General features: G+C 69.6%; 21 protein-coding genes. 4 read left to right on the forward strand and 17 right to left on the reverse strand.

All coding sequences use genetic code 11. The features are described from left to right. Positions 1–5: 5 nt before the first annotated feature. The 3 genes from zwf to pgl are packed head-to-tail and all read left to right on the forward strand — an operon-like array spanning position 6 to position 3,308. Positions 6–1,547, forward strand: a complete 1,542-nt coding sequence (zwf, locus tag BJ984_RS12955; RefSeq protein ID WP_173180988.1) for a glucose-6-phosphate dehydrogenase — start codon at positions 6–8, stop codon at positions 1,545–1,547. Continuing rightward, positions 1,544–2,518: a glucose-6-phosphate dehydrogenase assembly protein OpcA gene (locus tag BJ984_RS12960; RefSeq protein WP_173180989.1), complete on the forward strand. Its 975-nt coding sequence runs from the start codon at positions 1,544–1,546 to the stop codon at positions 2,516–2,518. The genes zwf and BJ984_RS12960 overlap by 4 nt, the downstream gene beginning before the upstream one ends. Before the next feature lie 19 nt (positions 2,519–2,537). After that, complete coding sequence (pgl, locus tag BJ984_RS12965; protein WP_179548375.1) at positions 2,538–3,308, forward strand: 6-phosphogluconolactonase; 771 nt, start codon at positions 2,538–2,540, stop codon at positions 3,306–3,308. Between the two features lie 105 nt (positions 3,309–3,413). Here pgl and BJ984_RS12970 read toward each other — a convergent pair whose 3' ends face one another. The 12 genes from BJ984_RS12970 to uvrB form a co-directional block, all read right to left on the reverse strand. Beyond that, positions 3,414–3,776: an RNA polymerase-binding protein RbpA gene (locus BJ984_RS12970; RefSeq protein WP_179548376.1), complete on the reverse strand. Its 363-nt coding sequence runs from the start codon at positions 3,774–3,776 to the stop codon at positions 3,414–3,416. A gap of 11 nt (positions 3,777–3,787) precedes the next feature. Beyond that, on the reverse strand, positions 3,788–4,039 hold the full coding sequence (secG, locus tag BJ984_RS12975) for a preprotein translocase subunit SecG (RefSeq protein ID WP_173180992.1): 252 nt from the start codon (positions 4,037–4,039) through the stop codon (positions 3,788–3,790). A gap of 59 nt (positions 4,040–4,098) precedes the next feature. Then, positions 4,099–4,887, reverse strand: coding sequence for a triose-phosphate isomerase (gene tpiA, locus BJ984_RS12980; protein WP_179548377.1), 789 nt, complete (start codon positions 4,885–4,887; stop codon positions 4,099–4,101). Continuing rightward, on the reverse strand, positions 4,878–6,092 hold the full coding sequence (locus tag BJ984_RS12985) for a phosphoglycerate kinase (RefSeq protein WP_179548378.1): 1,215 nt from the start codon (positions 6,090–6,092) through the stop codon (positions 4,878–4,880). The genes tpiA and BJ984_RS12985 overlap by 10 nt, the downstream gene beginning before the upstream one ends. A gap of 71 nt (positions 6,093–6,163) precedes the next feature. Next, complete coding sequence (gene gap / locus BJ984_RS12990; RefSeq protein WP_179548379.1) at positions 6,164–7,171, reverse strand: type I glyceraldehyde-3-phosphate dehydrogenase; 1,008 nt, start codon at positions 7,169–7,171, stop codon at positions 6,164–6,166. Between the two features lie 102 nt (positions 7,172–7,273). Continuing rightward, on the reverse strand, positions 7,274–7,897 hold the full coding sequence (locus tag BJ984_RS12995; RefSeq protein ID WP_179548380.1) for a superoxide dismutase: 624 nt from the start codon (positions 7,895–7,897) through the stop codon (positions 7,274–7,276). 60 nt (positions 7,898–7,957) lie between these two features. Then, positions 7,958–10,522: a helix-turn-helix transcriptional regulator gene (locus tag BJ984_RS13000; protein WP_179548381.1), complete on the reverse strand. Its 2,565-nt coding sequence runs from the start codon at positions 10,520–10,522 to the stop codon at positions 7,958–7,960. Positions 10,523–10,653: 131 nt separating this feature from the next. Beyond that, on the reverse strand, positions 10,654–11,631 hold the full coding sequence (gene whiA / locus BJ984_RS13005) for a DNA-binding protein WhiA (RefSeq protein ID WP_179548382.1): 978 nt from the start codon (positions 11,629–11,631) through the stop codon (positions 10,654–10,656). A 26-nt stretch (positions 11,632–11,657) separates the two neighbouring features. Next, positions 11,658–12,533 carry an RNase adapter RapZ gene (rapZ, locus tag BJ984_RS13010; RefSeq protein ID WP_173180998.1) on the reverse strand — a complete coding sequence of 292 codons (876 nt, stop codon included), beginning with the start codon at positions 12,531–12,533 and terminating at the stop codon, positions 11,658–11,660. A gap of 43 nt (positions 12,534–12,576) precedes the next feature. Continuing rightward, the gene (uvrC, locus tag BJ984_RS13015) at positions 12,577–14,499 is read right to left on the reverse strand and encodes an excinuclease ABC subunit UvrC (protein ID WP_179548383.1); all 1,923 of its coding nucleotides are present in this window, start codon (positions 14,497–14,499) and stop codon (positions 12,577–12,579) included. A gap of 44 nt (positions 14,500–14,543) precedes the next feature. Beyond that, complete coding sequence (uvrA, locus tag BJ984_RS13020; protein WP_179549458.1) at positions 14,544–17,534, reverse strand: excinuclease ABC subunit UvrA; 2,991 nt, start codon at positions 17,532–17,534, stop codon at positions 14,544–14,546. 67 nt (positions 17,535–17,601) lie between these two features. Beyond that, entirely contained in the window at positions 17,602–19,671 is a 2,070-nt protein-coding gene (uvrB, locus tag BJ984_RS13025; RefSeq protein WP_173181000.1) for an excinuclease ABC subunit UvrB, read from the reverse strand. Between the two features lie 101 nt (positions 19,672–19,772). Here uvrB and BJ984_RS13030 point away from each other — a divergent pair, with 101 nt between their 5' ends. Then, positions 19,773–20,798 (forward strand): 6-phosphofructokinase, encoded by a 1,026-nt coding sequence (locus BJ984_RS13030; RefSeq protein ID WP_179548384.1) that lies wholly within the window; start codon positions 19,773–19,775, stop codon positions 20,796–20,798. 71 nt (positions 20,799–20,869) lie between these two features. Here the strand turns inward: BJ984_RS13030 and BJ984_RS13035 are convergent, their stop codons facing one another. The 5 genes from BJ984_RS13035 to rpsA form a co-directional block, all read right to left on the reverse strand. Further along, positions 20,870–21,769, reverse strand: a complete 900-nt coding sequence (locus tag BJ984_RS13035) for a 5-oxoprolinase subunit C family protein (protein WP_179548385.1) — start codon at positions 21,767–21,769, stop codon at positions 20,870–20,872. Next, a complete protein-coding gene (locus tag BJ984_RS13040; protein WP_179548386.1) occupies positions 21,759–22,436 on the reverse strand; it encodes a 5-oxoprolinase subunit B family protein in 678 nt (225 codons plus the stop codon). Before BJ984_RS13040 ends, BJ984_RS13035 begins: the two co-directional genes overlap by 11 nt. Continuing rightward, positions 22,433–23,197, reverse strand: coding sequence for a LamB/YcsF family protein (locus BJ984_RS13045; protein WP_179548387.1), 765 nt, complete (start codon positions 23,195–23,197; stop codon positions 22,433–22,435). The genes BJ984_RS13040 and BJ984_RS13045 overlap by 4 nt, the downstream gene beginning before the upstream one ends. Positions 23,198–23,219: 22 nt before the next feature. Continuing rightward, positions 23,220–23,846 (reverse strand): dephospho-CoA kinase, encoded by a 627-nt coding sequence (coaE, locus tag BJ984_RS13050; RefSeq protein ID WP_179548388.1) that lies wholly within the window; start codon positions 23,844–23,846, stop codon positions 23,220–23,222. A 93-nt stretch (positions 23,847–23,939) separates the two neighbouring features. Then, a complete protein-coding gene (rpsA, locus tag BJ984_RS13055; protein WP_179548389.1) occupies positions 23,940–25,391 on the reverse strand; it encodes a 30S ribosomal protein S1 in 1,452 nt (483 codons plus the stop codon). Positions 25,392–25,499: the final 108 nt, after the last annotated feature.

The raw sequence follows: 25,499 nt of genomic DNA on the forward strand, positions 1-25,499 counted from the left end.
GTTCAATGCCTCCCGTTGAGATCACCCCGGAGTACAACCCGCTCCGGCTTCCCACCGATCGCCGCCTGAACCGGATCGCGGGGCCCTCCGGCCTCGTCATCTTCGGTGTCACCGGCGATCTCTCGCGCAAGAAGCTGATGCCGGCGGTCTACGACCTCGCCAGCCGCGGCCTCTTGCCGCCCGGCTTCTCGCTCGTCGGCTTCGCCCGGCGCGACTGGGAGGACCAGGACTTCGAGCGCGTCGTGCACGACGCCGTGAAGGAGCACTCCCGCACCCCGTTCGACGAGGACGTGTGGCGCCAGCTCTCCGAGGGCATCCGCTTCGTCTCGGGCGAGTTCGACGACGACACGGCCTTCGAGCAGCTGAAGGAGACGATCGACGAGCTCGATCGCGACCGCGGCACCATGGGCAACTACGCCTTCTACCTGTCGATCCCGCCGAAGGCGTTCCCGCTCGTCACCGAGCAGCTGCGCCGCTCCGGCCTGGCCGACCAGCAGGAGGGTCAGTGGCGCCGCGTCGTCATCGAGAAGCCCTTCGGCAGCGACCTGAAGACGGCCCGGGAGCTGAACGACGTCGTCGAGTCGGTCTTCCCGCCCGACTCGGTGTTCCGCATCGACCACTACCTCGGCAAGGAGACCGTCCAGAACATCCTGGCGCTCCGGTTCGCGAACCAGCTCTACGAGCCCATCTGGAACGCGAACTACGTCGATCACGTGCAGATCACCATGGCCGAGGACATCGGGGTGGGAGGCCGCGCCGGCTACTACGACGGCATCGGGGCGGCGCGCGACGTCATCCAGAACCACCTGCTGCAGCTCCTGGCCCTCACGGCCATGGAGGAGCCCATCTCGTTCGACGCCGCCGACCTGCGCGCCGAGAAGGAAAAGGTGCTCGCCGCCGTCAAGCTCCCCGACGACCTCAGCACGGTCAGCGCGCGCGGTCAGTACGCGGGCGGCTGGCAGGGCGGGGAGAAGGTGCCCGGCTTCCTCGAAGAGGACGGGATGAACCCCGAGTCCACCACCGAGACCTACGCCGCGGTGAAGCTCGACATCGGCACCCGCCGGTGGGCCGGCGTGCCGTTCTACCTCCGTGCGGGCAAGCGCCTCGGCCGCCGCGTCACCGAGATCGCGGTCGTGTTCAAGCGCGCCCCGCAGTACCTCTTCGCCGAGAGCCAGACCTCGGAGCTCGGTCAGAACGCCCTGGTCATCCGGGTGCAGCCCGACGAGGGCGTGACCATCCGCTTCGGCTCGAAGGTGCCGGGTGCCGGCGTGCAGGTGCGCGACGTCACCATGGACTTCGGCTACGGCCACGCCTTCACCGAGGCGAGCCCCGAGGCCTACGAGCGGCTCATCCTCGACGTGCTGCTCGGCGACCCGCCCCTCTTCCCGCGTCAGCGGGAGGTGGAGCTGTCGTGGATGATCCTCGACCCGATCGAGGAGTACTGGAGCACCCAGGGCCAGCCCGAGCAGTACCGCCCCGGAACCTGGGGTCCGAGCTCCGCCGATGAACTGCTGGCCCGCGACGGAAGAACCTGGAGACGCCCGTGATCGTCGACCTGCCCGACACCACCACCAGCAAGATCTCGAAATCGCTGGTGAAGATCCGCGAGGAGGGCGGCGCCGTCGCCCTGGGCCGTGTGCTCACCCTTGTCATCGTGACCTCGCTCGGCGAGGAGGAGGACGCCATCGAGGCGGCCAACGACGCCTCCCGCGAGCACCCGATGCGCGTCATCGTGGTCTCGACCGACACCGCGAACGACGGCATGAACACCGGCCGGGGAGCGCGTCTCGATGCGCAGATCCGGGTCGGCGGCGACGCCGGAGCGAGTGAGGTCGTCGTGCTCCGTGCCTACGGCGCCGCGGCGAGCGACCAGGAGGGCCTGGTCACCGGCCTCCTGCTGTCCGACGCCCCGGTCGTCGTCTGGTGGCCGGGGGCGGCCCCCGACGACGTGTCGAAGAGCGACCTCGGCCGCATCGCGACCCGGCGCATCACCGACTCGTCGAACCAGCCGAACCCCTACGAGGCGCTGCTGCGCCGGGCCGAGAGCTACGCCCCGGGCGACACCGACTTCGCCTGGACGCGGCTCACCCTGTGGCGCGCCCAGCTCGCCGCGGTGCTCGACCAGCCGCCCTACGAGCCGGTCACGGCCATCGAGGTCTCCGGTGCATCCGACTCCCCGTCGACGCTGCTCCTGGCATCCTGGCTGCGGCACCAGCTGCAGGTGCCGGTGAAGTACGGACTGCTCTCGCGCTCCAACGGCTCGAGCGGCATCCACGGCGTGATCCTCACGCGGGAGAGCGGCGACATCGAGCTGGTGCGCGACGTCCCGAACGTGGCGCGTCTGAGCCAGCCGAACCAGCCCACCCACGACCTCTCGCTGCCGCGCCGCAACCTGCGCGATTGCCTGGCCGAGGAGCTGCGACGGCTCGATCCGGACGACCTGTATGGTGAAGTCATCTCCCAGGGGCTCTCCGAGCTGCTGGAGTCGAAAGACGCCGGCGTTCGCGACGCGGTCTGACAGGTAGGGACGATATTCGATGACCACTGACCGCCGAGTCCTCGTGCATCCCGACAAGGAGTCCCTCGCGGGCTCGGTCGCGGCACGGTTCATCACCAAGATGATCGACATCCTCGACGAGTTCGAGGAGGCGAACGTCGTGCTCACGGGAGGCACGATGGGCGAGAAGGTGCTGGAGGCCATCCGCACCTCCCCCGCCTCGCACACCATCGACTGGTCGCGCATCACCTTCTGGTGGGGCGACGAGCGCTTCGTGGCCCGTGACGACGCCGACCGCAACGAGCTCCAGGCGCGGCGGGCGCTGCTCGATCACGTCCCCGTCGACGAGTCGAAGGTGCACGCCTACCCGGCCGCGGGCGAGGGCGTCGACCTCGACGAGGCGGCGCGCATGTACGCCCGCGAGCTCGCCGAGGCCGCACCCGAGGGCAAGGAGTACCCGCGCTTCAACATCATGTTCCTCGGTGTCGGGCCCGACGGGCACATCGCCTCGCTGTTCCCCGGTCACGACGAGATCCGGATCACCGACACCTCCGTGGTGCCGGTGCGCAACTCGCCGAAGCCTCCGCCCGAGCGGCTCAGCCTCACCCTCCCGGTCATCCAGTCGGCCGACCGCATCTGGATGGTGCTGGCGGGCGCCGACAAGGCCTCCGCGATCGGGCTGGCTCTGGCCGGCGCGAGCGTCGACGAGGTTCCGGTCGCCGGCGCCCAGGGGCGCAAGCGCACGGTGTTCTTCGTCGACCAGGAGGCCGCCGCCGAGGTGCCCGCGGCGTTGATCGCCCCGTCGTACTGACGGCGGTGCGGTTCGCCGCGCATCCGGCCCCTGCCTGACGGCACGACTGCACGGAAAAGGGAGGCTCTCGATCGAGAGCCTCCCCTTTTGCGTTGCTACGCCGCGCTACTTGGCGACCGTGCCGCGACGCTCGCGCAGCTGCTGCAGGGCGTCTTCGAGCAGCTGCTCGGCCTCCTGCTCGGTGCGGCGCTCCTTCACATAGGCGAGGTGCGTCTTGTAGGGCTCGAGCTTCGCGACCGACGGCGGGTTGGCCTTGTCGCGACCGGCGGGCAGACCCGAGGTCGGGCAGTCGATGACCTCGGGGATCTCCTCGTCGGGCAGATTCGCCGCGAAGTAGCGGACCGTCTCGTTGCCGAGTGCATCCCAGTACGAGACCTGGATGCGCTCCGCGTGGAAACCGCGGTCCTGCTCCCCCATCGGACCGGCGCCGACGCGCGATCCGCGGATCGCACTTCCTCCTGATGCCATTCGATTTCCCCCTAGAGTCCCGTGTCGAACTTGGTGATCAGCCCGAGCACGATGATGCTGGCGACCCAGACGAGCCCCAGGATGACGGTGATGCGGTTCAGGTTGCGCTCGGCGACGCCGGACGCTCCCAGGTTGGACGTGACGCCGCCGCCGAACATGTCGGACAGACCGCCGCCGCGCCCCTTGTGGAGCAGGATCAGAAGGGTCAGAAGCAGGCTCGTGATGGCGAGAACCACCTGGAGGATGACCTGAAGGATTTGCACTGCTTGCCTTTCACATACGTCGGTAGCGGGGTCGCTTCCCCCGAAGACCAGAGGTCAGTCTACACTCCAACGTGCTTCTGGTAGCGGACGATGGCGGCGAACTCCGTCACGTCGAGGCTCGCCCCGCCGACGAGCGCGCCGTCGACGTTCGGCTCGCGCATGAAGCCGGCGATGTTGCCCGACTTCACCGATCCGCCGTAGAGGATGCGCGTGGCCGCAGCCGTGTCGGCCCCGAGCTTCTCGGCGAGCACGGCGCGGAGGGCAGCGCCGACGGTCTCGGCCTGCTCGGGCGTGGCGGCCTGACCCGAGCCGATGGCCCAGACCGGCTCGTAGGCGACGACGATGTCGACGCCCGCCTTCAGGCCTTCGATCGCTGCGGTGAGCTGCGCCACCGGGACAGCGCTCTGGCCGTGCTTCTCGAGGTCGTCGGCGGTCTCGCCGACGCAGATGATCGGCACGATGCCGTGCTTCACGGCCGCCTTGGTCTTCGCGGCGACGACCTCGTCGGTCTCGCCGTGCAGCGTGCGTCGCTCGGAGTGCCCGATGATGACGAACTTCGTGTCGAGCTGGGCCAGGAACTGGCCCGAGATCTCACCGGTGTAGGCGCCGGAGTCGTACTCGGAGATGTCCTGCCCGCCGTAGGCGAGCCCCAGCTTGTCGGCCGCCACCAGGGTCTGCACCGAGCGGAGGTCGGTGAACGGGGGGAACACCGCGACCTCGACGTCGTCGAAGCTGTGCTTCGCGTCCTCCAGCGACCAGGCGAGCTTCTGGACGAAGGCGATCGCCTGCAGGTGGTCGAGGTTCATCTTCCAGTTGCCCGCGATCAGGGGCGTGCGCTTCAGGACCATCCGAGGACCTCCAGGCCGGGGAGACGCTTGCCCTCGAGGAACTCGAGACTGGCACCGCCTCCGGTTGAAATGTGACCGAACTGGTCGTCAGTGAAGCCGAGGGCGCGCACGGCCGCAGCCGAGTCACCGCCACCGACCACACCGAGGCCGTCGACCTCGGTGAGGGCCTGCGCCACGGCTTTGGTGCCGGTTGCGAAGGGCTCGAGCTCGAACACGCCCATGGGGCCGTTCCAGAACACGGTCTTCGAGTCGGCGATGATCTCCGCGAAGGCCGCCGCGGTGTCGGGCCCGATGTCGAGACCGAGTCCGGATGCGCCGAACGGCGTCTCCTCGATCGAGTCCGCCGAGGTGACCGCCGTGTCGGCGTCGGCGCCGAACGTCGAGGCCACGACGATGTCGGTCGGCAGCACGATGCGCACACCGAGCTCGTCGGCCTTGGTGAGGTAGCCGCGCACGGTGTCGAGCTGGTCCTCCTCCAGGAGGCTGGAGCCCACGGCGTGGCCCTGGGCCTTGAGGAAGGTGAAGAGCATCCCGCCGCCGATGAGCAGGGTGTTCACCTTCGGCAGCAGGTGACCGATGACACCGAGCTTGTCGGAGACCTTCGAGCCGCCGAGCACGACGGTGTAGGGGCGCTCCGGGTTCGCGGTGAGGCGGTCGAGCACCTCGAGCTCGGTCTGGATGAGCAGACCGGCGGCGCTCGGCAACAGCTCGGCGAGGTCGTAGACGCTCGCCTGCTTGCGGTGCACGACGCCGAAGCCGTCGGAGACGAAGGCGTCGCCGTAGGCGGCGAGCTTCTCGGCGAACGCGCGGCGCTCCCCCTCGTCTTTGCTGGTCTCGCCGGGGTTGAAGCGGAGGTTCTCGAGCACGGCGATCTGGCCGTCTTCGAGGGCGGCCACCGCATCCGTCGCCTCGTCGCCGACCGTGTCGTGGGCGAACGCGACCGGGGCGCCGAGCAGCTCGCTCAGGCGCTGGGCCACGGGCTCGAGGGAGTACTTGGCCTCGGGGGCGCCGTCGGGGCGGCCGAGGTGGCTGACGACCACGACGCGGGCGCCCTGCTCGAGCAGCGCGTTCAGGGTGGGGAGGCTCGCTCGTACGCGGCCGTCGTCGGTGATGACTCCGTCCTTGACAGGGACGTTGAGATCGCAGCGGACGACGACACGCTTGCCGGCGAGCGATCCGAGGGAGTCGAGAGTGCGGAGCGTCACGGGATCGCTTTCAGTCAGGAGCCGGTGGTGCCCCGTCGCGGAACGACGAGGCACCACCGGCTGAGGGGTTGCTACAGCTTGGCGGCGACGAACTCGGCGATGTCGACGAGTCGGTTCGAGTAGCCCCACTCGTTGTCGTACCACGAGGCGACCTTGACCTGGTTGCCGATGACCTTGGTCAGGCCGGCGTCGAAGATCGAGGAGTGCGGGTCGGACACGATGTCGCTGGAGACGATCGGGTCTTCCGTGTAGCTCAGGATGCCCTTGAGGTCACCCTCGGCGGCGTTCTTGTACGCCTCGTTGATCTGCTCGACCGTGGCCGGGTTGGTCAGCTCGACGGTGAGGTCGGTGATCGAACCGGTCGGGACCGGGACGCGCAGGGCGTAGCCGTCGAGCTTGCCCACGAGCTCGGGGATGACGAGGCCGAGGGCCTTCGCCGCACCGGTCGAGGTGGGGATGATGTTCAGCGCGGCGGCGCGGGCGCGACGCAGGTCGCTGTGCGGGCCGTCCTGCAGGTTCTGGTCGGCGGTGTACGCGTGCACCGTCGTCATCAGGCCGCGCTCGATGCCGAAGTTGTCGAGCAGCACCTTGGCGAGCGGCGCGAGGCAGTTCGTGGTGCAGGAGGCGTTCGAGATGATGTCGTGCACCTGGGGGTCGTAGGTGCCCTCGTTCACGCCGAGCACCAGGGTCGCGACGTCGTCGCCGGTGGCCGGAGCCGACACGATGACCTTCTTCGCACCCGCGGTGATGTGCTTGCGCGCGTCGTCGCTCTTGGTGAAGCGGCCGGTCGACTCGATGACGATGTCGACACCCAGCTCGCCCCAGGGGAGGTCGGCGGGGTCGCGCTCGGCGAGGACGATGATCGGCCTGCCGTTGACGACGATCTTGTCGCCGTCGAGCTCCACCTTGGCGTCGAGACGGCCGGTGATGGAGTCGTACTTGAGAAGGTGCGCGAGCGCCTTGTTGTCGGTCAGGTCGTTGACGGCGACGATCTCGATGTCGCTGCCCTTGGCGAGGGCGGCGCGGAAGAAGTTACGGCCGATACGGCCGAAGCCGTTGATGCCGATCTTTACGGACACAGATTGCTCCTGTTGCTGGGGCCCTGTCGGGCATGTGGTGGTGGGTAGCCGTGGAGAAGGATGCCGGGGCGACCACGAGGTCGGCCCCGGCATCCGGCGTCGCTATGACAGTACCAGCAGGCCTTCGGTCTTCGTGCGGGCCGCCTCGAAGCGTGCGGCGACGTTCGACCAGTTGGCGATGTTCCACACCGCCTTGATGTAGTCGGCGCGGACGTTGAGGTAGTCGAGGTAGTAGGCGTGCTCCCAGACGTCGAGCATGAACAGCGGCACGACGCCGAACGGCACGTTGCCCTGCTGGTCGAACAGCTGGAAGACGGTGAGCTGCTGGCCGACGACGTCCCAGCCGAGCACGGCCCAGCCGGAGCCCTGCACGCCGAGCGCGACGGCGGTGAAGTGGGCCTGGAACTTCTCGAACGAGCCGAAGGTGTCGTCGATCGCCGCGGCGAGCTCGCCCTCGGGCGTCTGGGTGTCGGGGGTCAGGTTCGTCCAGAACACCGTGTGGTTGACGTGACCGCCCAGGTTGAAGGCGAGGTCCTTCTCCAGCTTGTTGACGTTCGCCAGGTTGTCGGATGCGCGGGCCTCGGCCAGCGCGGCGAGGGCCGTGTTGGCGCCAGCCACGTAGGTCGCGTGGTGCTTGTCGTGGTGGAGCTGCATGATCTTGCCGCTGATGTGGGGCTCGAGCGCAGCGTAGTCGTACGGCAGCTCAGGCAGAGTGTACTCAGCCATTGATGATCTCCTCGTGATAGAGGCCGCCGGCCAGATGAGCGGCGGCTGTGAGTGACCTGATCAGTCTATTCCTGCTCCGCCGGTCGCGGTGGCGGCACCCAGCGATCGTTCACCTGGGGCCGTCTGACCGATCGCGCCGGGAAGTTCCGAGCGGGTCCGGATGCCCAGCTTGCGGTACACCCGCAGCAGATGGGTCTCGACGGTGCGCACCGAGAGCACGAGCGCCTCGGAGATCTCCCGGTTGCTCAGGCCGGAGGCCGCGAGGACGGCGAGCTCCCGCTCCCGTCCGGACAGGGGCGAGCGGCTGTGGCCTTCGAGGAACGGAGACTCCGTGAGATCGCAGATCTCGAGCTCTTGATCGACCCGCCGGGAAGCCGCGGCGGCCTCCCGTTCCGGACCGTGCCGGGTGCGGAGCTTCTCACAGCGTGAGAAGAGCTCTGCGGCATGGAGATGGAAGCCGGCCCGGGCCGTTCGCTCGCCGGCGTCGGAGAGTTCATCCGCGACGGACCGCGCCCTGGCGTCGGCCCTCTCCACGGTCGACGAGGTGCCCGTCAGGCGCTCGTAGCGGGCCAGGGCCCGAGCCGCGACGACGAGCGATGCGGAGTTCTCCCCCTGCACCAGGGCGGCCAGTGCCTCGATCCGAGGCAGGACCACGGTGGCGCTGCCTGCGCGTGCGGCCTCGGCCCACGGAAGCATGGCGGCACCGAAGTGGCCCAGCTCCTCGTAGGCTTCCGCCGCTGCGACGAAGTGCCTGGCCGCTTCGTCGCAGTCGCCCGCGACGGCGGCCTCCCATCCACGGGCCTGGTGCTCCGTCGGCGCCACCACGAAGGGGTGGCCGGCCGGTGCTTGCGTCGACCCGGTGGCAGCGCCGTCTGAACGTGCCGATGCGCCTGTCAGTGCCTCGGCGATCCGGACCTCAGCGCTCGACAGCCCCGTCCCGATGTTCATCCCGGCCCGTGTCATGAGCTCCTGGGCGGCGAGGAGCTCGGTGAGCGCGAGCCGGCATCGGCCGGAGTAGAGCAGGCGATGACCGAGGATCCAGGTCGCGACCGCGTGCTGCACCGGCCGGCCGGACACCCTCGCCTGATCTCGCAGTTCGCCGATCACGGCCAGGTTCTCCTCCATGGCCCCGTCGAGGCTCCGCGCGAAGGCGCGATTCAGGCGGACGACGAAGGTGTCGCCGCCGACTCCGTCGAGCAGGGATTCGGCGGCGTCGAGGAACGCGTTCGTCGTGCGAAGGTCGCCGCTGAGGGCGGCGTTCTCGGCGGCCTGTCTCAGCCGCTCAGCCTCCACGACGTCACGCAGTCGATCGGCGTCGGCGGTATGGCCACCTCCGGTCGGCGGCATCGAGTGCCGACGCGAGCCGAGTCGGAGCAGCGCCGCGAGATCCACGGCCTCCGAGGGCATGGGCGATCCGCTCGGCCGGTCCCAGCCGAATCCCGGGCTGCCGGCCGTGTCGCTCATCAGAGCTCCGAGCGTCGAGATGGCCGTCGAACGAACCGCGTCACCGGCGGCGAGCATTCGGGCAGCCTGCAGCCGTGTCGACGCCTGATCAGGATGCCCGAGCCGCCACTCGCACGCGGCGACGACGATCTCGGCATCGACTCCCCCACCCGCCGCACCGGCTGCGGTGGCCAGTTGGAGCGAGAGCTCGACCTGGGAGCTCTCGAAGGCCGCCACGGCCGAGAGCAGAAGAGCCCGGCGGTCGACGGGCCGTCCGGAAGGCAGAGCGTGCCTGGCCAGGGCTGCGAGCTGCTCCGGTGCCAGCCCATCGGGATCCCGGCCGCTCAGGACATCGGCGATGGCGCGGCCGAGCCTCTCCTTCCGCAGCCGGCCGACCGTCCACGGCAGCACCAGCTCGATGACGGGATCGGTGATCGTCAGGCGAGATGGCCCCCCGTGCATCGAGACGTCGACGATGCCCTCGCGCTCCAGACGCTCGAGGTCCTCGGCCGTCCCCGGCGAGACCATCGCCTCCACGATGTCGTCCGCGGTGAGCCCCGGTGCCAGGGCGACGATGTCGAGGATGGATTCGATGCTCGAGGTGACCTCGACCGAGGTCGACAGGCGGGCGTGGACGAGGCGGCGGAGGCCGTCCCGCGGAGGTATCGGATCGACGATGCTCCATCGACCGCCGGACAGCGCGAGCGCTCCGACTGCCTTGAGGTCGACGACGGCCGCGCGCAGGACGACGAGGTCTCCCCCGGGCCGCGCCGGGACCACGGAGGGAACCGAGTCCGGGCTGAGGATGCCTCCGAGAGTCTCCTCGACGACCCGGTGCATCGTCTCGATACCCGGTTCCGGGAGTTCGAGCCTCACGGCCTCGCCGTCACGCACGAGCCGCTCCAGGGCCGGCGGGAGGGGGAAGCTCCGAAGGACCGTGCCCAAGGGCACCAGCCGACCCGACTGCACCGCCTGCGCCAGCTTCTCAGCCTGCTGAGCGTCGAGCAGATGCACGTCGTCGCCGATCCACATCCGCTCGCGGCCGTCGGCGCCCGCACCCTCCAGCAGGCGGTGGACGAAGTGCGTGCGGCCCCAGCCCGCCCCGCCCGACACGAAGACGCCACGGCCCTCGAGTACGGCCGCAGTCGCCGCCGGATGCAGATCGACGGCGGCACCTGACATGCACGTCACATCCATTCCACCGGCCCCCCGTTCGCTGGGGACTCATTTCTACCCCGTGTGACGCGATAGGTCCAGGGCGGACACCCTCGTGAGGCCGGATCTGTCGCCGACGTGCGGAAGGACGGCGCGGATCAGTCGTCGAGGTCGGGCGGGAGGTTGGCCTCCGTGCCCGGGATGCCCTGGTCGGCGGCCTGCTTGTCGGCCATCGCGAGGAGGCGGCGGATGCGGCCGGCGATCGCGTCCTTCGTCATGGGCGGGTCGGCGTGGTGGCCGAGCTCGTCGAGGCTGGAGTCGCGGTGGGCGAGGCGGAGCTCGCCGGCGTACTTGAGATGGTCGGGGATCTCGGGGCCGAGGATCTCCATGGCCCGTTCGACCCGGGCGCAGGCGGCGACGGCGGCCTGCGCGGAGCGGCGCAGGTTGGCGTCGTCGAAGTTCACCAGGCGGTTCGCGGTGGCCCGCACCTCGCGGCGCTGGCGCATCTCCTCCCAGGTGGTGACGGTCTTGGCCGCCCCCATCACGGAGAGCATCGCGGCGATGGCCTCGCCGTCGCGGATGACGACTCTGTGAACCCCGCGCACCTCGCGCGCCTTGGTGGCGATGCCGAGGCGACTCGCGGCGCCGACGAGCGCCATGGCCGCCTCGTTGCCGGGGCAGGTGACCTCGAGGGCCGCCGACCGTCCGGGGTCGGTGAGCGAGCCGGCGGCGAGGAACGCGCCGCGCCAGACGGCCGCCAGGTCGTCCCGGCCGCCCGTGGTGAGTCGGTTGGGGAGGCCGCGGATGGGGCGCCGCCGTGCATCCAGCAGCCCGGTCTGGCGGGCGAGCGTCTCTCCCCCGTCGATGACGCGCACGAGGAAGAAGCCCTCGCGGCGGGCACCCGAGGGCGCCACCTTCGAGACGTCGCCCTTCACGCCGTAGAGCTCGGCCAGGTCGCGCAGCACGCGCTTGACGATGTCGGCGGTGTCGAGCTCGGCCTCGATGGCGATGCGGGAGGAGATGAGGTGCAGACCTCCGGCGAAGCGGAGTACGGTCGCGAGCTCGGCTGCCCTGACGGTCGTCTTGCTGACGACGACGCGGGCGAGCTCGTCTTTCACATCGGCTGTGAGAGCCACTATTCAGAACCTTCTTCTATTGCTGGTCACTCGCGACCGAGGTCGCGGTGCTTGACGTTGACCACCACGCCGGGGAAGGCGCCGATCAGCTCGGAGAGCTCGCGGGCGATGGCGACGGAGCGGTGCTTGCCGCCCGTGCAGCCGATCGCGATGGTCGCGTGGCGCTTGTTCTCGCGCTGGTAGCCGGCGAGCACCGGCTCGAGGGCCTTGGCGTACGCCTCGACGAACTCGCGCGCGCCCGACTGGCCGAGCACGTACTCGCTCACCTCGGGGTCGAGCCCGGTGTGGGCCCGCAGCTCGGGCACCCAGAACGGGTTGGGGAGGAAGCGGGCGTCGGCGATGCCGTCGGCGTCGGTCGGCGCCCCGTACTTGAAGCCGAAGCTCATCACCGTGACCTGCACGCCCGCGGTGTCGGCGTGCGAGAACTTCTCCTGCACGACGGTGGCGAGCTGGTGGATGTTCAGGTCGGAGGTGTCGATGATGATGTCGCTCGACTCCCGGATGGGGCTCAGGCGCGAGCGCTCGGCCCCGATTCCGTCGAGCAGCGTGCCGTTGCCCTGGAGCGGATGCGGACGCCGCACCTGCTCGAAGCGCCGCACCAGTGCCTGGTCGGTCGCCTCGAGGAACACCACGCGCAGCTGGGTTCCGCTGCGGAGCGCCTGGATCATGTCCTGCAGGTCGGCGAAGAAGTCGCGCCCGCGCACGTCGACCACCGCGGCGATGCGCGGCAGGGTCGACCCGGCGTGCTCGGCGAGATCGACCAGCGGCCGCAGCATCTGCGGCGGCAGGTTGTCGACGACGTACCAGCCGAGGTCTTCGAGGGCGTTGGCCACGGTGGAGCGGCCCGCCCCCGACATGCCCGTGACGATCAGCACTTCCTGCTGCTGAGGGGAGTCGGACATCACACGCTTTCGCTCAGGGGATCGGGACGGGACGGCATCCAGCCTACCGGTGCAGGGTGGTGCGGATCTGCTCGGCGAGCACCGGACCGATGCCCTTCACCTCGGAGATGGCCTCGAGGTCGGCCTTCTTCAGCTCGGCGACCGAGCCGAAGTGCCGCAGCAGCTCGCGCACCCGGGACGGGCCGAGGCCGGGCACCTCGGTGAGCACGCTGGTGATGTCGCGCTTGCGGCGCGAACGCTGGTGCGTGATGGCGAAGCGGTGGGCCTCGTCACGGATGCGCTGGATCATGAACAGCGCCTCGCTGCCGCGGGGCAGGATGACCGGGTAGTCGCTGTCGGGCAGCCAGATCTCTTCGAGACGCTTGGCGATGCCCGCGAGGAAGATGCCCTGCACGCCGGACTCCTCCAGGGCGCGGGCGGCGGCGTTCACCTGCGGCTGGCCGCCGTCGACGATCAGCAGGTTCGGCGGATAGGCGAACTTCTTCTTGCGCTCGGGCTCGACCGGCCCCTCCCCCTCGGCGAAGACCTGCGTCTGCGCCTCGAGGGCGGCCTTGGCCTCGGCGGCCACGGCCTCTGGGCTCTCGTCGGTCTTCAGGTAGGCGAGACGCCGGGTGATGACCTGGTAGATGGACTCCGTGTCATCCGTCGAATCGGCGATCGAGAATCGGCGGTACTGATCCTTCCGGGCCAGACCGTCTTCGAACACGACCATCGAGGCGACGATGTTGGTGCCCTGCAGGTGCGAGACGTCGTAGCACTCCATGCGCAGCGGGGCGTCGGTCATGCCGAGCGCCTCCTGGATGTCGGTGAGCGCCTGGGAGCGGGCCACGAAGTCGGACGAGCGCCGGGTCTTGTAGAGCATCAGGTTGTTCTTCGCGTTCATCGTGGCGGTCGACATCAGGGCCGCCTTCTCGCCGCGCTGGGCGGTGCGGAGGTGCACCTGGCCGCGGCCGCGCCGCCCGCCGAGCCACGCCTCGAGCTCGTCGGTGTCATCCGGCAGCGCCGGCACGATGATCTCCTTCGGCGGCACCTCGTTCTCGTAGGCCTGCAGCAGGATCGTGTCGACCAGCTCGCCCGTGTCGATGTCGATCTCCTTGTCGACCGTCCACGAGCGCTCGCCCCGGATGCGCCCGCCCCGCACGATGAACTGCTGCACGCTGGCGGCCAGTTCGTCGTGCTCGATGCCGAACAGGTCGGCGTCGACCTTGTCTCGGAGCACGACGGCGCTCTTCGCGAGCACGGCCTCGAGGGCCTGCAGCTGGTCGCGGTACTTCGCCGCGGCCTCGTAGTCCTGCCGCTCGGCCGCCGCCTTCATGTTCTTGGTGGCCTGCGTGACGAAGCGCTTGTCGCCGCCCGCCATGAACGCCACGAAGTCGTCGACGACCCTGCGGTGCTCCTCGATGGTGACCTTGCCCGAGCAGGGGCCGCCGCAGCGCCCGATCTGGCCGGGGAAGCAGGGCCGCCCGGTCTGCATCGCGTGCTTGTAGCTCGAGTCGGAGCAGGTGCGGATGGGGAACGCCTTGATCATCAGGTCGATCGTGTCGCGCACCGCCCAGATCTTCGGGTAGGGCCCGAAGTACTTGGCGCCCTTGATGCGGTGGTTGCGTGTCACCATCACCCGCGGCGCCTCGTCACCGAGGGTGACCGCCATGAACGGGTACGTCTTGTCGTCACGGAACTTGACGTTGAAGGGCGGGTCGAACTCCTTGATCCAGGTGTACTCGAGCTGCAGCGATTCGATGTCGGTCGCCACGACCGTCCACTCGACCCCGGCCGCGCTCAGCACCATGCGCCGGGTGCGCTCGTGCAGGCTGCGGAGCGGGGCGAAGTAGTTGCTCAGACGGGCGCGGAGGTTCTTCGCCTTGCCGACGTAGAGCACGCGGCCGGTGGCGTCCTTGAAGCGGTAGACGCCGGGCTGGGTGGGGATCTCCCCCGCCTTGGGGCGGTACGAGACGGTGTCTGCCATGGGTCCTTGCTGCTTCGGTGCGGGTCTGTCGGTCGGGCGGGTGCCTACTTCGTCAGGGCGGGCTGCTTCTCGGCCTTGTCGACCGCCGCTTTGTCGGCCGCCTTGCGCGGGCGCCGGGCCGGGGCCCTGTCGGCCGCCGTGCGCGGCGCCGGCAGCACCTCGGCCAGGAAGTGCCCGGTGTGGCTCGCCTCGACCTTGGCCAGTGCCTCGGGGGTGCCCGAGGCGATGATCGTCCCGCCTCCCGAGCCGCCCTCGGGGCCGAGGTCGATCAGCCAGTCGGCCGACTTGATGACGTCGAGGTTGTGCTCGATCACGATCACGGAGTTGCCCTTGTCGACGAGCCCGTTCAGCACCATCAGCAGCTTGCGCACGTCTTCGAAGTGCAGACCGGTGGTCGGCTCGTCGAGCACGTAGATGCTGCGCCCGTTCGAGCGCCGCTGCAGCTCGGTGGCGAGCTTGACGCGCTGCGCCTCGCCGCCGGAGAGCGTGGTGGCGCTCTGGCCGAGCCGCACGTAGCCGAGGCCGACCTCGACGAGCGTCTTCAGGAAGCGGTGGATCGCCGAGATGGGCTCGAAGAACTCGGCCGCCTCGGAGATCGGCATGTCGAGCACCTCGGCGATGTTCTTGCCCTTGTAGTGCACGCTCAGGGTGTCGCGGTTGTACCGCGCGCCGCCGCAGACCTCGCACGCGACGTAGACGTCGGGCAGGAAGTTCATCTCGATCTTGATCGTGCCGTCACCCGCGCAGGCCTCGCAGCGGCCTCCCTTGACGTTGAAGCTGAAGCGGCCGGGCAGGTACCCTCGCGCCTTCGCCTCGGCGGTCTCGGAGAAGAGGTTGCGGATGCGGTCGAACACGCCGGTGTACGTCGCCGGGTTCGATCGCGGGGTGCGGCCGATCGGCGCCTGGTCGACGTGCACGACCTTGTCGAGGTTCTCGAGCCCGGTGACGCGCTTGTGCTTGCCGGGGAGCTTGCGCGCCCCGTTCAGCTTGTTGGCGAGCACCCGGTAGAGGATGTCGTTGACGAGGCTCGACTTGCCCGAGCCGCTCACGCCGGTGACGGCGGTGAGGGTGCCGAGCGGGAAGTCGGCCGTGACGTTCTTCAGATTGTTCGCCTCGGCGCCCACGACCGTGATCATGCGCTTCTTGTCGATCGGCCGACGCTTCGTCGGCACCTCGATGGCCTTGCGGCCGGAGAGGTAGTCGCCGGTGAGCGACTCGGTGTTCGCCAGGAGTTCGTCGTAGTGGCCCGAGTGCACCACCGTGCCGCCGTTCACGCCGGCACCGGGGCCGATGTCGACGATCCAGTCGGCGGTGCGGATGGTGTCTTCGTCGTGCTCGACGACGATCAGCGTGTTGCCGAGGTTCTTCAGCTTCACGAGGGTGTCGATGAGGCGGCGGTTGTCGCGCTGGTGCAGACCGATCGACGGCTCGTCGAGCACGTAGAGCACGCCGGTGAGGCCCGACCCGATCTGCGTGGCGAGACGGATGCGCTGGGCCTCGCCGCCCGAGAGCGACCCCGCGGCGCGAGCCAGGTCGAGGTAGCTCAGGCCGACCTCGATCAGGAAGTCGAGCCGCGCGCGGATCTCGCGCAGCACCTGCGCCCCGATCATCGCCTCCCGGTCGGTGAGGGTGAGGGTGCCCATGAACTGCTGGGCGTCGCTCAGGCTGAGCTCGGCGACGTCGGCGATGCTGTGGTCGTTGACGGTGACCGCGAGCACCTCGGGCTTCAGGCGCTTGCCGTTGCAGACGGGGCAGGGCACCTCGCGGAGGTACTCCCCCCAGCGCTGGCGCTGCGAGTCGCTCTCGGCCTGCAGGAACTGACGCTCGATGTAGGGCATGACGCCCTCGAAGCCGGAGGTGTAGCTCATCTCACGGCCGTAGCGGTTCTTCCACTTGACCTTGACCTCGAAGTTGTCGCCGCGCAGGATCGCCTCGCGCACCTCGGGTGTGAGCTTCTTCCATGGCGTGTTCAGCGAGAACTTGAGGTCCCGGGCGAGGCCGTCGAGCAGCTTCTCGTAGTACTGGAACAGGCCCTTGCCCTGCGTGGTCCAGGGGATGATGACGCCGTCGTTGATGCTGAGGTCTTCGTCGCCGAGCAGCAGGTCTTGGTCGACCGACATGCGCGTACCGAGGCCGGAGCACTCGGGGCAGGCGCCGAACGGGGCGTTGAACGAGAAGGTGCGCGGCTCGATCTCGGAGAGCTGGATGGGGTGCTGGTTCGGGCAGCTGAGCTTCTCGGAGAAGGTGGCCCAGGCGTCGGGCCCGTTCTCGTCGACGTAGTTGATCTGCACCAGGCCGTCGGTGAGGCGGAGCGCCGTCTCGAGTGAGTCGGTGAGGCGCCCGAGGATCTCGGGGCCCGCCACCAGACGGTCGACGACGACCGAGATGTCGTGCTTGAACTGCTTCTTGAGCTTGGGGGCGTCGGAGAGCTGGATCATCTCGCCGTCGACGATGGCGCGCGAGTAGCCGCTCGCGCTCAGCTCCTTGAAGAGGTCGACGAACTCGCCCTTCTTCTGCGAGACGACCGGGCTGAGCACCTGGTAGCGGATGCCCGGCTCGAGCTCCATCAGCTGATCGGCGATCTGCTGCACGGTCTGCGCCGAGATGCGCTCCCCGCAGATGGGGCAGTGCGCGATGCCGATGCGCGCCCAGAGCAGACGCATGTAGTCGTAGATCTCGGTGATCGTGCCGACCGTGGAGCGCGGGTTGCGGTTCGTCGACTTCTGGTCGATCGAGACCGCAGGGCTGAGGCCCTCGATGAAGTCGACGTCGGGACGGTCGACCTGGCCGAGGAACTGGCGGGCGTAGGCGCTCAGGCTCTCGACGTAGCGGCGCTGGCCCTCGGCGAAGATGGTGTCGAACGCGAGGCTCGACTTGCCCGAACCCGACAGGCCCGTGAACACGACGAGCGAGTCGCGCGGGATCTCGATGTCGACGTCGCGCAGGTTGTGCACTCGGGCGCCCTTGACCGTCAGCTTCCCGAGGGAGTTGAAGGGCTTGACGGCAAGGGAATCAACGTTCTCTACGTTCGAAATCGACACCCTTCAACTGTACGTGGAGCCACCGACACTGGCGTCCGCGTTCGCTCGGAGCGACACCGCGCTACGCGATGTGGCCGGCCTTCTCCATCTGCCGGAGCTCGCGCTTCAGCTCCGAGACCTCGTCGCGCAGGCGACCCGCCAGCTCGAACTTCAGCTCGGCGGCCGCCTCGAGCATCTGGCTGTTCAGGTCGGCGATGATCGACTCGAGGTCGTTCGCGCCCTGGGCCGCGATGCCCTCGCGGCGGAGGTTCGGCGTGGGGCTCTTCTTGCCGCGCCCGGCGCGCTCCTTCAGCAGGTCGGCGGTGTCGGCGCCTTCGCGGGCCAGCGCCTCGGTGATGTCGGCGATCTTCTTGCGCAGGGGCTGCGGGTCGATGCCGTGCAAGGTGTTGTAGGCGACCTGCTTCTCGCGCCGGCGGTCGGTCTCGTCGATGGCGAGCCGCATCGAGTCGGTCATCTTGTCGGCGTAGAGGTGCACCTCGCCCGAGACGTTGCGGGCCGCGCGGCCGATGGTCTGGATGAGCGAGGTCGACGAGCGGAGGAACCCCTCCTTGTCGGCGTCGAGGATCGCCACGAGCGACACCTCGGGCAGGTCGAGCCCCTCGCGCAGCAGGTTGATGCCGATGAGCACGTCGTAGACGCCCTGCCGGAGCTCGGTCAGGAGCTCGACCCGTCGGAGCGTGTCGACATCCGAGTGGAGGTAACGCACGCGCACGCCGGCCTCGGTGAGGAAGTCGGTGAGCTCCTCGGCCATCTTCTTCGTGAGGGTGGTGACGAGCACCCGCTCGTCGCGCCCCGCGCGGATGCGGATCTCCTCGAGCAGGTCGTCGATCTGCCCCTTGCTCGGCTTCACGATGAGCGTCGGGTCGATCAGGCCGGTGGGGCGGATGATCTGCTCCACCACCCCGTCGGCGATGCCCATCTCGTACCGGCCGGGCGTCGCGGACAGGTAGACGGTCTGGCCGACGCGCTCCTTGAACTCGTTCCACTTCAGCGGACGGTTGTCGAGCGCGCTCGGCAGCCGGAAGCCGTGGTCGACCAGAGTGCGCTTGCGCGAGGAATCGCCCTCGTACATCGCACCGATCTGCGGCACGGTGACGTGGGACTCGTCGATGACGACGAGGAAGTCGTCGGGGAAGTAGTCGATCAGGCAGTGCGGCGCCTCGCCCGGGTTGCGGCCGTCGATGTGCCGGGAGTAGTTCTCGATGCCCGAGCAGAAGCCGATCTGCTGCATCATCTCGAGGTCGAAGGTCGTGCGCATCCGGAGCCTCTGGGCCTCGAGCAGCTTGCCCTCGCGCTCGAGCTGGGCCAGCCGGTCGTGCAGTTCGGTCTGGATGGTCTCGATGGCGCGGTGCATCACGTTCGTGTCGGCCACGTAGTGGGAGCCGGGGAAGACCGAGACGCTCTCGAGCTTCTGCACGATGTCGCCGGTGAGCGGGTGCAGGCTGTAGAGGCCCTCGATCTCGTCGCCGAACATCTCGATGCGGATGGCGAGCTCTTCGTACATCGGGATGATCTCGATGGTGTCGCCTCGCACCCGGAAGTTGCCGCGCGAGAAGTCGACGTCGTTGCGCTGGTACTGCATCGAGACGAAGCGGCGGATCAGGTGGTCGCGGTCGATGCGCTGCCCGACCTGGAGCGCCATCATGGCGTTCAGGTACTGCTCCGGCTTGCCGAGGCCGTAGATGCACGACACGGTCGAGACCACCACGACGTCACGTCGGGACAGCAGCGAGTTGGTGGTGGAGTGACGCAGGCGCTCGACCTCGGCGTTGACCGAGCTGTCCTTCTCGATGAAGGTGTCGGTCTGGGGCACGTAGGCCTCGGGCTGGTAGTAGTCGTAGTACGAGACGAAGTACTCGACGGCGTTGTTGGGCATCAGCTCGCGGAACTCGTTCGCCAGCTGCGCCGCCAGGGTCTTGTTGTGCGCGAGCACCAGGGTCGGGCGCTGCACCTGCTCGATCAGCCAGGCGGTCGTCGCCGACTTGCCGGTACCGGTGGCGCCGAGCAGCACGATGTCGGTCTCACCCGCGTTGATGCGGCCGGCGAGCTCGGCGATGGCGGCGGGCTGGTCTCCACTCGGCGTGTATTCAGAGATGACTTCAAAGGGGTGCACGGAGCGAGTGGGTTCCATGCGTTAAGTTTAGGGAGAGCCACCGACATCAGCGTCGGTGCTCGCTCAGAGCGTCATGCCGAGCGTTACCTCACCACCACCACCACGAGGCAGACATCACCATGCGAATCGGAATCCTCACCAGCGGCGGCGACTGCCCCGGCCTGAACGCCGTCATCCGCGGCGCCGTGCTCAAGGGCACGGAGATCAACGACCAGGAGTTCGTCGGCTTCAAGGACGGCTGGCGCGGTGTCGTCGCCGGCGACATCCGCCCCCTCGAGCGCAGCGACGTGCGCGGCATCGCCAAGCAGGGCGGCACCATCCTCGGCACCTCGCGCACCAACCCCTTCGAGGGCAACGGCGGGCCCGAGCGCATCCAGGAGACCCTCGACCGTCTCGGCATCGACGCCATCATCGCCATCGGCGGCGAGGGCACCCTCGCGGCGGCCAAGCGGCTGACGGATGCCGGACTGAAGATCGTGGGTGTGCCGAAGACCGTCGACAACGACCTCGACGCGACCGACTACACCTTCGGCTTCGACACCGCGGTCGAGATCGCCACCGAGGCCATGGACCGGCTGCGCACCACGGGCGACTCGCACAGCCGCTGCATGGTCGCCGAGGTGATGGGGCGCCACGTCGGCTGGATCGCGCTGCACTCCGGCATGGCCGCCGGCGCCCACGCCATCCTCATCCCCGAGCAGAAGACGAGCATGGAGCAGGTCGCCGCGTGGGTGCGCAGCGCCGCCGACCGCGGCCGCGCGCCGCTGGTCGTCGTCGCTGAGGGCTTCACGCCCGACCACGCCGACGACGCCCACTCCGAGCGCGGCCTCGACGCTTTCGGCCGCCCCCGCCTCGGCGGCATCGGCGAGCGGCTCGCCCCGATGATCGAGGAGATGACGGGCATCGAGACCCGCGCCACCACGCTCGGCCACATCCAGCGCGGCGGCGTCCCGACGGCCTACGACCGGGTGCTCGCCACCCGCCTCGGCATGGCCGCGAGCGACATCGTGCAGGACGGCTCGTGGGGCCGCATGGTGGCGCTCCGCGGCACCGAGATCGAGACGGTCGGCTTCGAGGAGGCCCTCGGCAAGCTCAAGACGGTGCCGCAGCACCGCTACGACGAAGCAGCGATGCTCTTCGGCTGATCCCCGAGCTGCTCGCGCACGGATGCGGGCCGTCGACCCATCGCTGCGGTCGGCGGTCCTCATCCGTGCGGCTAGCCCCCCACCGCCTCGAACCCGACGGCATCGCCCGGCCTCAGCTGTGCCGCCACGTCCACGGCTTCCGGCGTGAGCACCGCGATCACCGGGTAGCCGCCCGTCACCGGGTGGTCGCGCAGGAACACCACCGGTTCGCCGCTCGGCGGCAGCTGCACCGCGCCGACGACCATGCCCTCGCTGGGCAGGGTGAGCGCCTCGCGTCCGGGTTCGGCGGATGACGGCGGGCCGACGAGCCGCACGCCGACACGGTTCGACGCGGGCGAGACGGTCCACTCGGTGGCGAGCAGCCGCGGCCAGCCCGCGTCGCCCGCCAGCTCGGCGCGCGGCCCGGGCGTCACCGCGAGCATCCACCCCGGTCGCCACCCGATCGCCGACGGCAGCAGCGTCGCCTCGGGCCACTCCCCCGCGGCATCGCCCACCGGCAGCACCTCGCCGGCCCGCAGCGGGGCCGGACCGAGCCCGCTCAGCACGTCGCTCGACCGGCTGCCGAGCGTCGGCGGCACGGCGAATCCGCCGCGCACGGCGAGCACGGTGCGGAGGCCGGCCGACGGCGTCCCCACCCGCACGACGTCGCCGTCGCCGAGGGTGAACGAACAGCCCACCGGATGCTCGACCGCCGCCCGCCCGCCACCCCGCTCCACCACGACTTCCGCCGAGGCCCCCGTCACGGCCACGAGCAGCGCCCCGCGTGCGCGCAGCGCGATCCCGCCGAGCACGGACTCCAGCACGGCCGCCCCCGACGCGTTCCCCACCAGCCGGTTGGCTGCCCGGTACGCGCCCTGGTCGGCGGCACCCGATCCGGTCACGCCGAGGTGCGCGAAGCCCGGCCGGCCCGCATCCTGCACCAGTGTCAGCGGACCGGTCGCCAGCACCTCGACCGCGTGCTCAGCCGGCATCGACGAACCCCACGACCGTGCCCGGGGCGATCAGGGCGGGGTCGTCGCGTCGGCTGTCCCAGAGCGCCGCGTCGGTGTGCCCGATCAGGTGCCAGCCGCCCGGCGACTCCCGCGGATACACGCCGCAGTACCCCGCGGCCAGCGCCACCGATCCCGCGGGCACAGCAGACCGGGGCGTCGCCCGGCGCGGCAGCGCCAGCCGCCCTTCGTCGTCGCCCATCAGGTAGGCGAAGCCGGGCGCGAAGCCGATGAAGGCGGCCGTCCAGCGGGTGGCGGTGTGCAGCGCGATCAGCTCGCCGACGGTCAGCCCGAGTGTGCGCGCTACGTCGTCGAGGTCGGGTCCGTCGTAGGTCACCGGGATCTCCACCCGCCGCTGCCCGGCCCCGGCGACCGGGGCCACGGGCGCGGTCGCCGCCTCCTCCAGCCCGCGCCGCACCCGGGCGGCGTCGGTGCGTGCGGCGTCGAAGGTGACGAGCACCGTGCGTTCGGCCGGCACCACGTCGATCACCCCGTCGAGGGCGGGAGACGCAGACGGCTGCGCCCTCAGGCGGGAGTAGAGGGTGAGGGCGGAACGGGCATCCGGAACCTCGGCCAGCAGCGCCGAGCCGCCGAGCGCGCGCAGCTGCAGCCGGGGTGGCGACTCGGGTGTCTGCCCGGGCCCGGTCATCGCACCGCGAAGGGCGCGACCGTGAGCCCCGAGGCCTCCAGCGCGTCGCGCACGGTGCGGGCGATGCGCACGGCACCCGGGGTGTCGCCGTGCACGCAGATCGTCTCGGCCGAGAGGGGCAGCTCGGTGCCGTCGACGGCGGTGATCACGCCCTCGGCGGCCAGGCGGAGCATCCGCTCGCCGATCTCGTCGGGGTCGTGCAGCACCGCGCCCGCTTCGCTGCGCGGCACGAGGCTGCCGTCGGACCGGTAGCCGCGGTCGGCGAAGGCCTCGGGCACGAAACGCAGGCCCTCGGCCTCGGCGAGCCGGCCGATCTCGGAGTCGGGCAGGCCCACGATGGGCAGCGTCGCGTCGACTGCGAGCACGGCCTCGACCACGGCCGCCGCCTGCAGCTCGTCGTGCACGACGCGGTTGTAGAGGGCGCCGTGCGGCTTGAGGTAGGCGACGCGGGTTCCGGATGCGGTGGCCAGCCCCTGCAGTGCCCCCAGCTGATAGACCACATCGGCCATCAGGTCGGCGGGCGGCAGGTCGAGGGCGCGGCGGCCGAAGCCGCGGAGGTCGGGGTACGAGACCTGGGCGCCGATGCTCACCCGGTGCGCGGCGGCCTGGCGCACCGTGGCGAGCAGGCCGGACGGGTCGCCGGCGTGGAAGCCGCAGGCGACGTTCGCGCTGGTGACGAGCTCGAGCATGGAGCGGTCGTCGCCGAGGGTCCAGGCGCCGTAGGACTCGCCGAGGTCGGCGTTGAGGTCGATGGAGGTCATGGCGCGCGTGTCGCTCTCGGCCTCAGTCGGCGGATGCCCGGTCGGCGGCCTCGCGCACCCGGATCCACGCGGCGTCGGTCTGCTGCACGGTCTCGTCGAGGGAGCCGCCCGTGTCGATCACCACGTCGGCGAGGGCGCGGCGCTCCTCGTCGCTCGCCTGCGCGGCGACGCGTCGGGCGGCCTCGTCGGCGGCCATCCCCCGCAGCTCGATGAGGCGCTGCACCCGCACCTCGGCCGGGGCCTCGACCACCACGACGAAGCGGAAGAGCCCGTCGCGGCGCCCGCCCGACTCGGCCAGCAGCGGCACGTCGTAGACGACGATCGCGTCGGGGTCGGCCTGCGCGGTGTCGGCCAGGCGCTCCTTCAGCAGCGCGGCGACGGCCGGATGGGTGATGCCGTTCAGGTCGAGCCGCGCCGTCTCATCGGCGAAGACGATGGAGCCGAGCGCCGGACGGTCGAGCCGGCCGTCGGCGTCGATGACCCCCGGGCCGAAGCGCTCGGCGATCGCGGCCAGGCCGGGGGTGCCCGGCTCGACCGCCTCCCGGGCGAGCCGGTCGGCGTCGATCACGACGGCGCCGTGCTCGGCGAAGCGGCGGGCGACGGTGGATTTGCCGGCGGCGATGCCTCCGGTGAGCGCGATCACGAACACGCTGCCCATGCTAGCGGGCGGCCCGGGCGCCGGCCGTGGAACGGCGGATGGCCGCCCCTCGAGAGGGACGGCCATCCGGTACTGCTGGTGTGACTAGTTGTTCGAGCTGAGCTTCTCGCGCAGTGCGGCGAGGGTCTCGTCGTCGGCGAGGGTGCCCGCGCCGGTCGACTCGCTCGAGAACGAGTTCGAGGCAGAGGGGATGTCGCTGTTGAGCGCCTCGGCGGCCGACGTCGCGACCTGCTTCTTGTGGGCCTCCCAGCGGGCCTGCGCCTCGGCGTAGTCCTGCTCCCACTTCTCGCGCTGGGCCTCGAAGCCCTCTTTCCACTCGTTGGTCTCCGGGTCGAAGCCCTCGGGGTACTTGTAGTTCCCCTGGTCGTCGTACTCGGTGAGCATGCCGTAGAGCGCCGGGTCGAACTCGGTGCCCTCGGGGTCGACGCCCTCGTTCGCCTGCTTCAGCGAGAGGCTGATGCGGCGACGCTCGAGGTCGATGTCGATGACCTTGACGAAGACCTCGTCGCCGACCGACACGACCTGCTCGGCGAGCTCGACGTGCTTGCCGGAGAGCTCGGAGATGTGCACCAGACCCTCGATGCCCTCGGCGACGCGGACGAACGCACCGAACGGCACCAGCTTGGTGACCTTTCCGGGCGCGACCTGGCCGATGGCGTGGGTACGGGCGAACACCTGCCACGGGTCTTCCTGCGTCGCCTTGAGCGACAGGGAGACACGCTCGCGGTCGAGGTCGACCTCGAGGATCTCGACGGTGACCTCCTGGCCCACCTCGACGACCTCGGAGGCGTGCTCGATGTGCTTCCAGGAGAGCTCGGAGACGTGAACCAGACCGTCGACGCCGCCCAGGTCGACGAACGCACCGAAGTTGACGATCGACGAGACGACGCCCTTGCGGACCTGCCCCTTCTGGAGGTTGTTGAGGAAGGTGGTGCGGCTCTCGGACTGCGTCTGCTCGAGCAGGGCGCGGCGCGACAGCACGACGTTGTTGCGGTTCTTGTCGAGCTCGAGGATCTTCGCCTCGATCTCCTGGCCCAGGTACGGGGTCAGGTCGCGAACGCGGCGGAGCTCGATCAGCGAGGCGGGGAGGAAGCCGCGGAGGCCGATGTCGACGATCAGGCCGCCCTTGACGACCTCGATGACCGAACCGGTCACCACGCCGTCGGCGTCCTTGATCTTCTCGACGTCGCCCCATGCGCGCTCGTACTGGGCGCGCTTCTTCGACAGGATGAGCCGGCCTTCCTTGTCCTCCTTCTGGAGGACGAGGGCCTCGACCAGGTCACCGACCTGAACGACCTCGGTCGGGTCGACATCGTGCTTGATCGAGAGTTCACGCGAAGGGATGACGCCCTCCGTCTTGTAACCGACGTCGAGGAGGACCTCGTCGCGGTCGATCTTCACGACGGTGCCCTCGATGAGGTCTCCGTCGTTGAAGAATTTCAGAGTCTTTTCGACCGCGGCGAGGAAGTCTTCAGCAGATCCGATGTCATTGATGGCGACCTGCTTGGTTGCCTTTTCGGTCGTTGCGATTGTCATGTAGTGGTTGCTCCGTTGTGGACATGATTCAGGCCGGTCGCGCGGGATCTCATTCGAAGTCCAGGTTTTCCGCGACTGGCAGGCGGATAGAAGTCACAGAAGTGACGC

It is taken from the genome of Herbiconiux flava (genome assembly GCF_013409865.1).
In the GTDB taxonomy this organism is placed as follows: Bacteria; Actinomycetota; Actinomycetes; order Actinomycetales; family Microbacteriaceae; genus Herbiconiux; species Herbiconiux flava.

Bases quoted from the DNA above. Each gene is read 5' to 3' on its own strand.
- zwf (WP_173180988.1), top strand. From the start codon at position 6: ATGCCTCCCGTTGAGATCACCCCGGAGTACAACCCGCTCCGGCTTCCC.
- pgl (WP_179548375.1), top strand. From the start codon at position 2,538: ATGACCACTGACCGCCGAGTCCTCGTGCATCCCGACAAGGAGTCCCTC.
- BJ984_RS12970 (WP_179548376.1), bottom strand. From the start codon at position 3,776: ATGGCATCAGGAGGAAGTGCGATCCGCGGATCGCGCGTCGGCGCCGGT.
- tpiA (WP_179548377.1), bottom strand. From the start codon at position 4,887: ATGGTCCTGAAGCGCACGCCCCTGATCGCGGGCAACTGGAAGATGAAC.
- BJ984_RS12995 (WP_179548380.1), bottom strand. From the start codon at position 7,897: ATGGCTGAGTACACTCTGCCTGAGCTGCCGTACGACTACGCTGCGCTC.
- BJ984_RS13000 (WP_179548381.1), bottom strand. From the start codon at position 10,522: ATGTCAGGTGCCGCCGTCGATCTGCATCCGGCGGCGACTGCGGCCGTA.
- rapZ (WP_173180998.1), bottom strand. From the start codon at position 12,533: ATGTCCGACTCCCCTCAGCAGCAGGAAGTGCTGATCGTCACGGGCATG.
- uvrC (WP_179548383.1), bottom strand. From the start codon at position 14,499: ATGGCAGACACCGTCTCGTACCGCCCCAAGGCGGGGGAGATCCCCACC.
- uvrB (WP_173181000.1), bottom strand. From the start codon at position 19,671: ATGGAACCCACTCGCTCCGTGCACCCCTTTGAAGTCATCTCTGAATAC.
- BJ984_RS13030 (WP_179548384.1), top strand. From the start codon at position 19,773: ATGCGAATCGGAATCCTCACCAGCGGCGGCGACTGCCCCGGCCTGAAC.
- BJ984_RS13035 (WP_179548385.1), bottom strand. From the start codon at position 21,769: ATGCCGGCTGAGCACGCGGTCGAGGTGCTGGCGACCGGTCCGCTGACA.
- BJ984_RS13040 (WP_179548386.1), bottom strand. From the start codon at position 22,436: ATGACCGGGCCCGGGCAGACACCCGAGTCGCCACCCCGGCTGCAGCTG.
- BJ984_RS13045 (WP_179548387.1), bottom strand. From the start codon at position 23,197: ATGACCTCCATCGACCTCAACGCCGACCTCGGCGAGTCCTACGGCGCC.
- rpsA (WP_179548389.1), bottom strand. From the start codon at position 25,391: ATGACAATCGCAACGACCGAAAAGGCAACCAAGCAGGTCGCCATCAAT.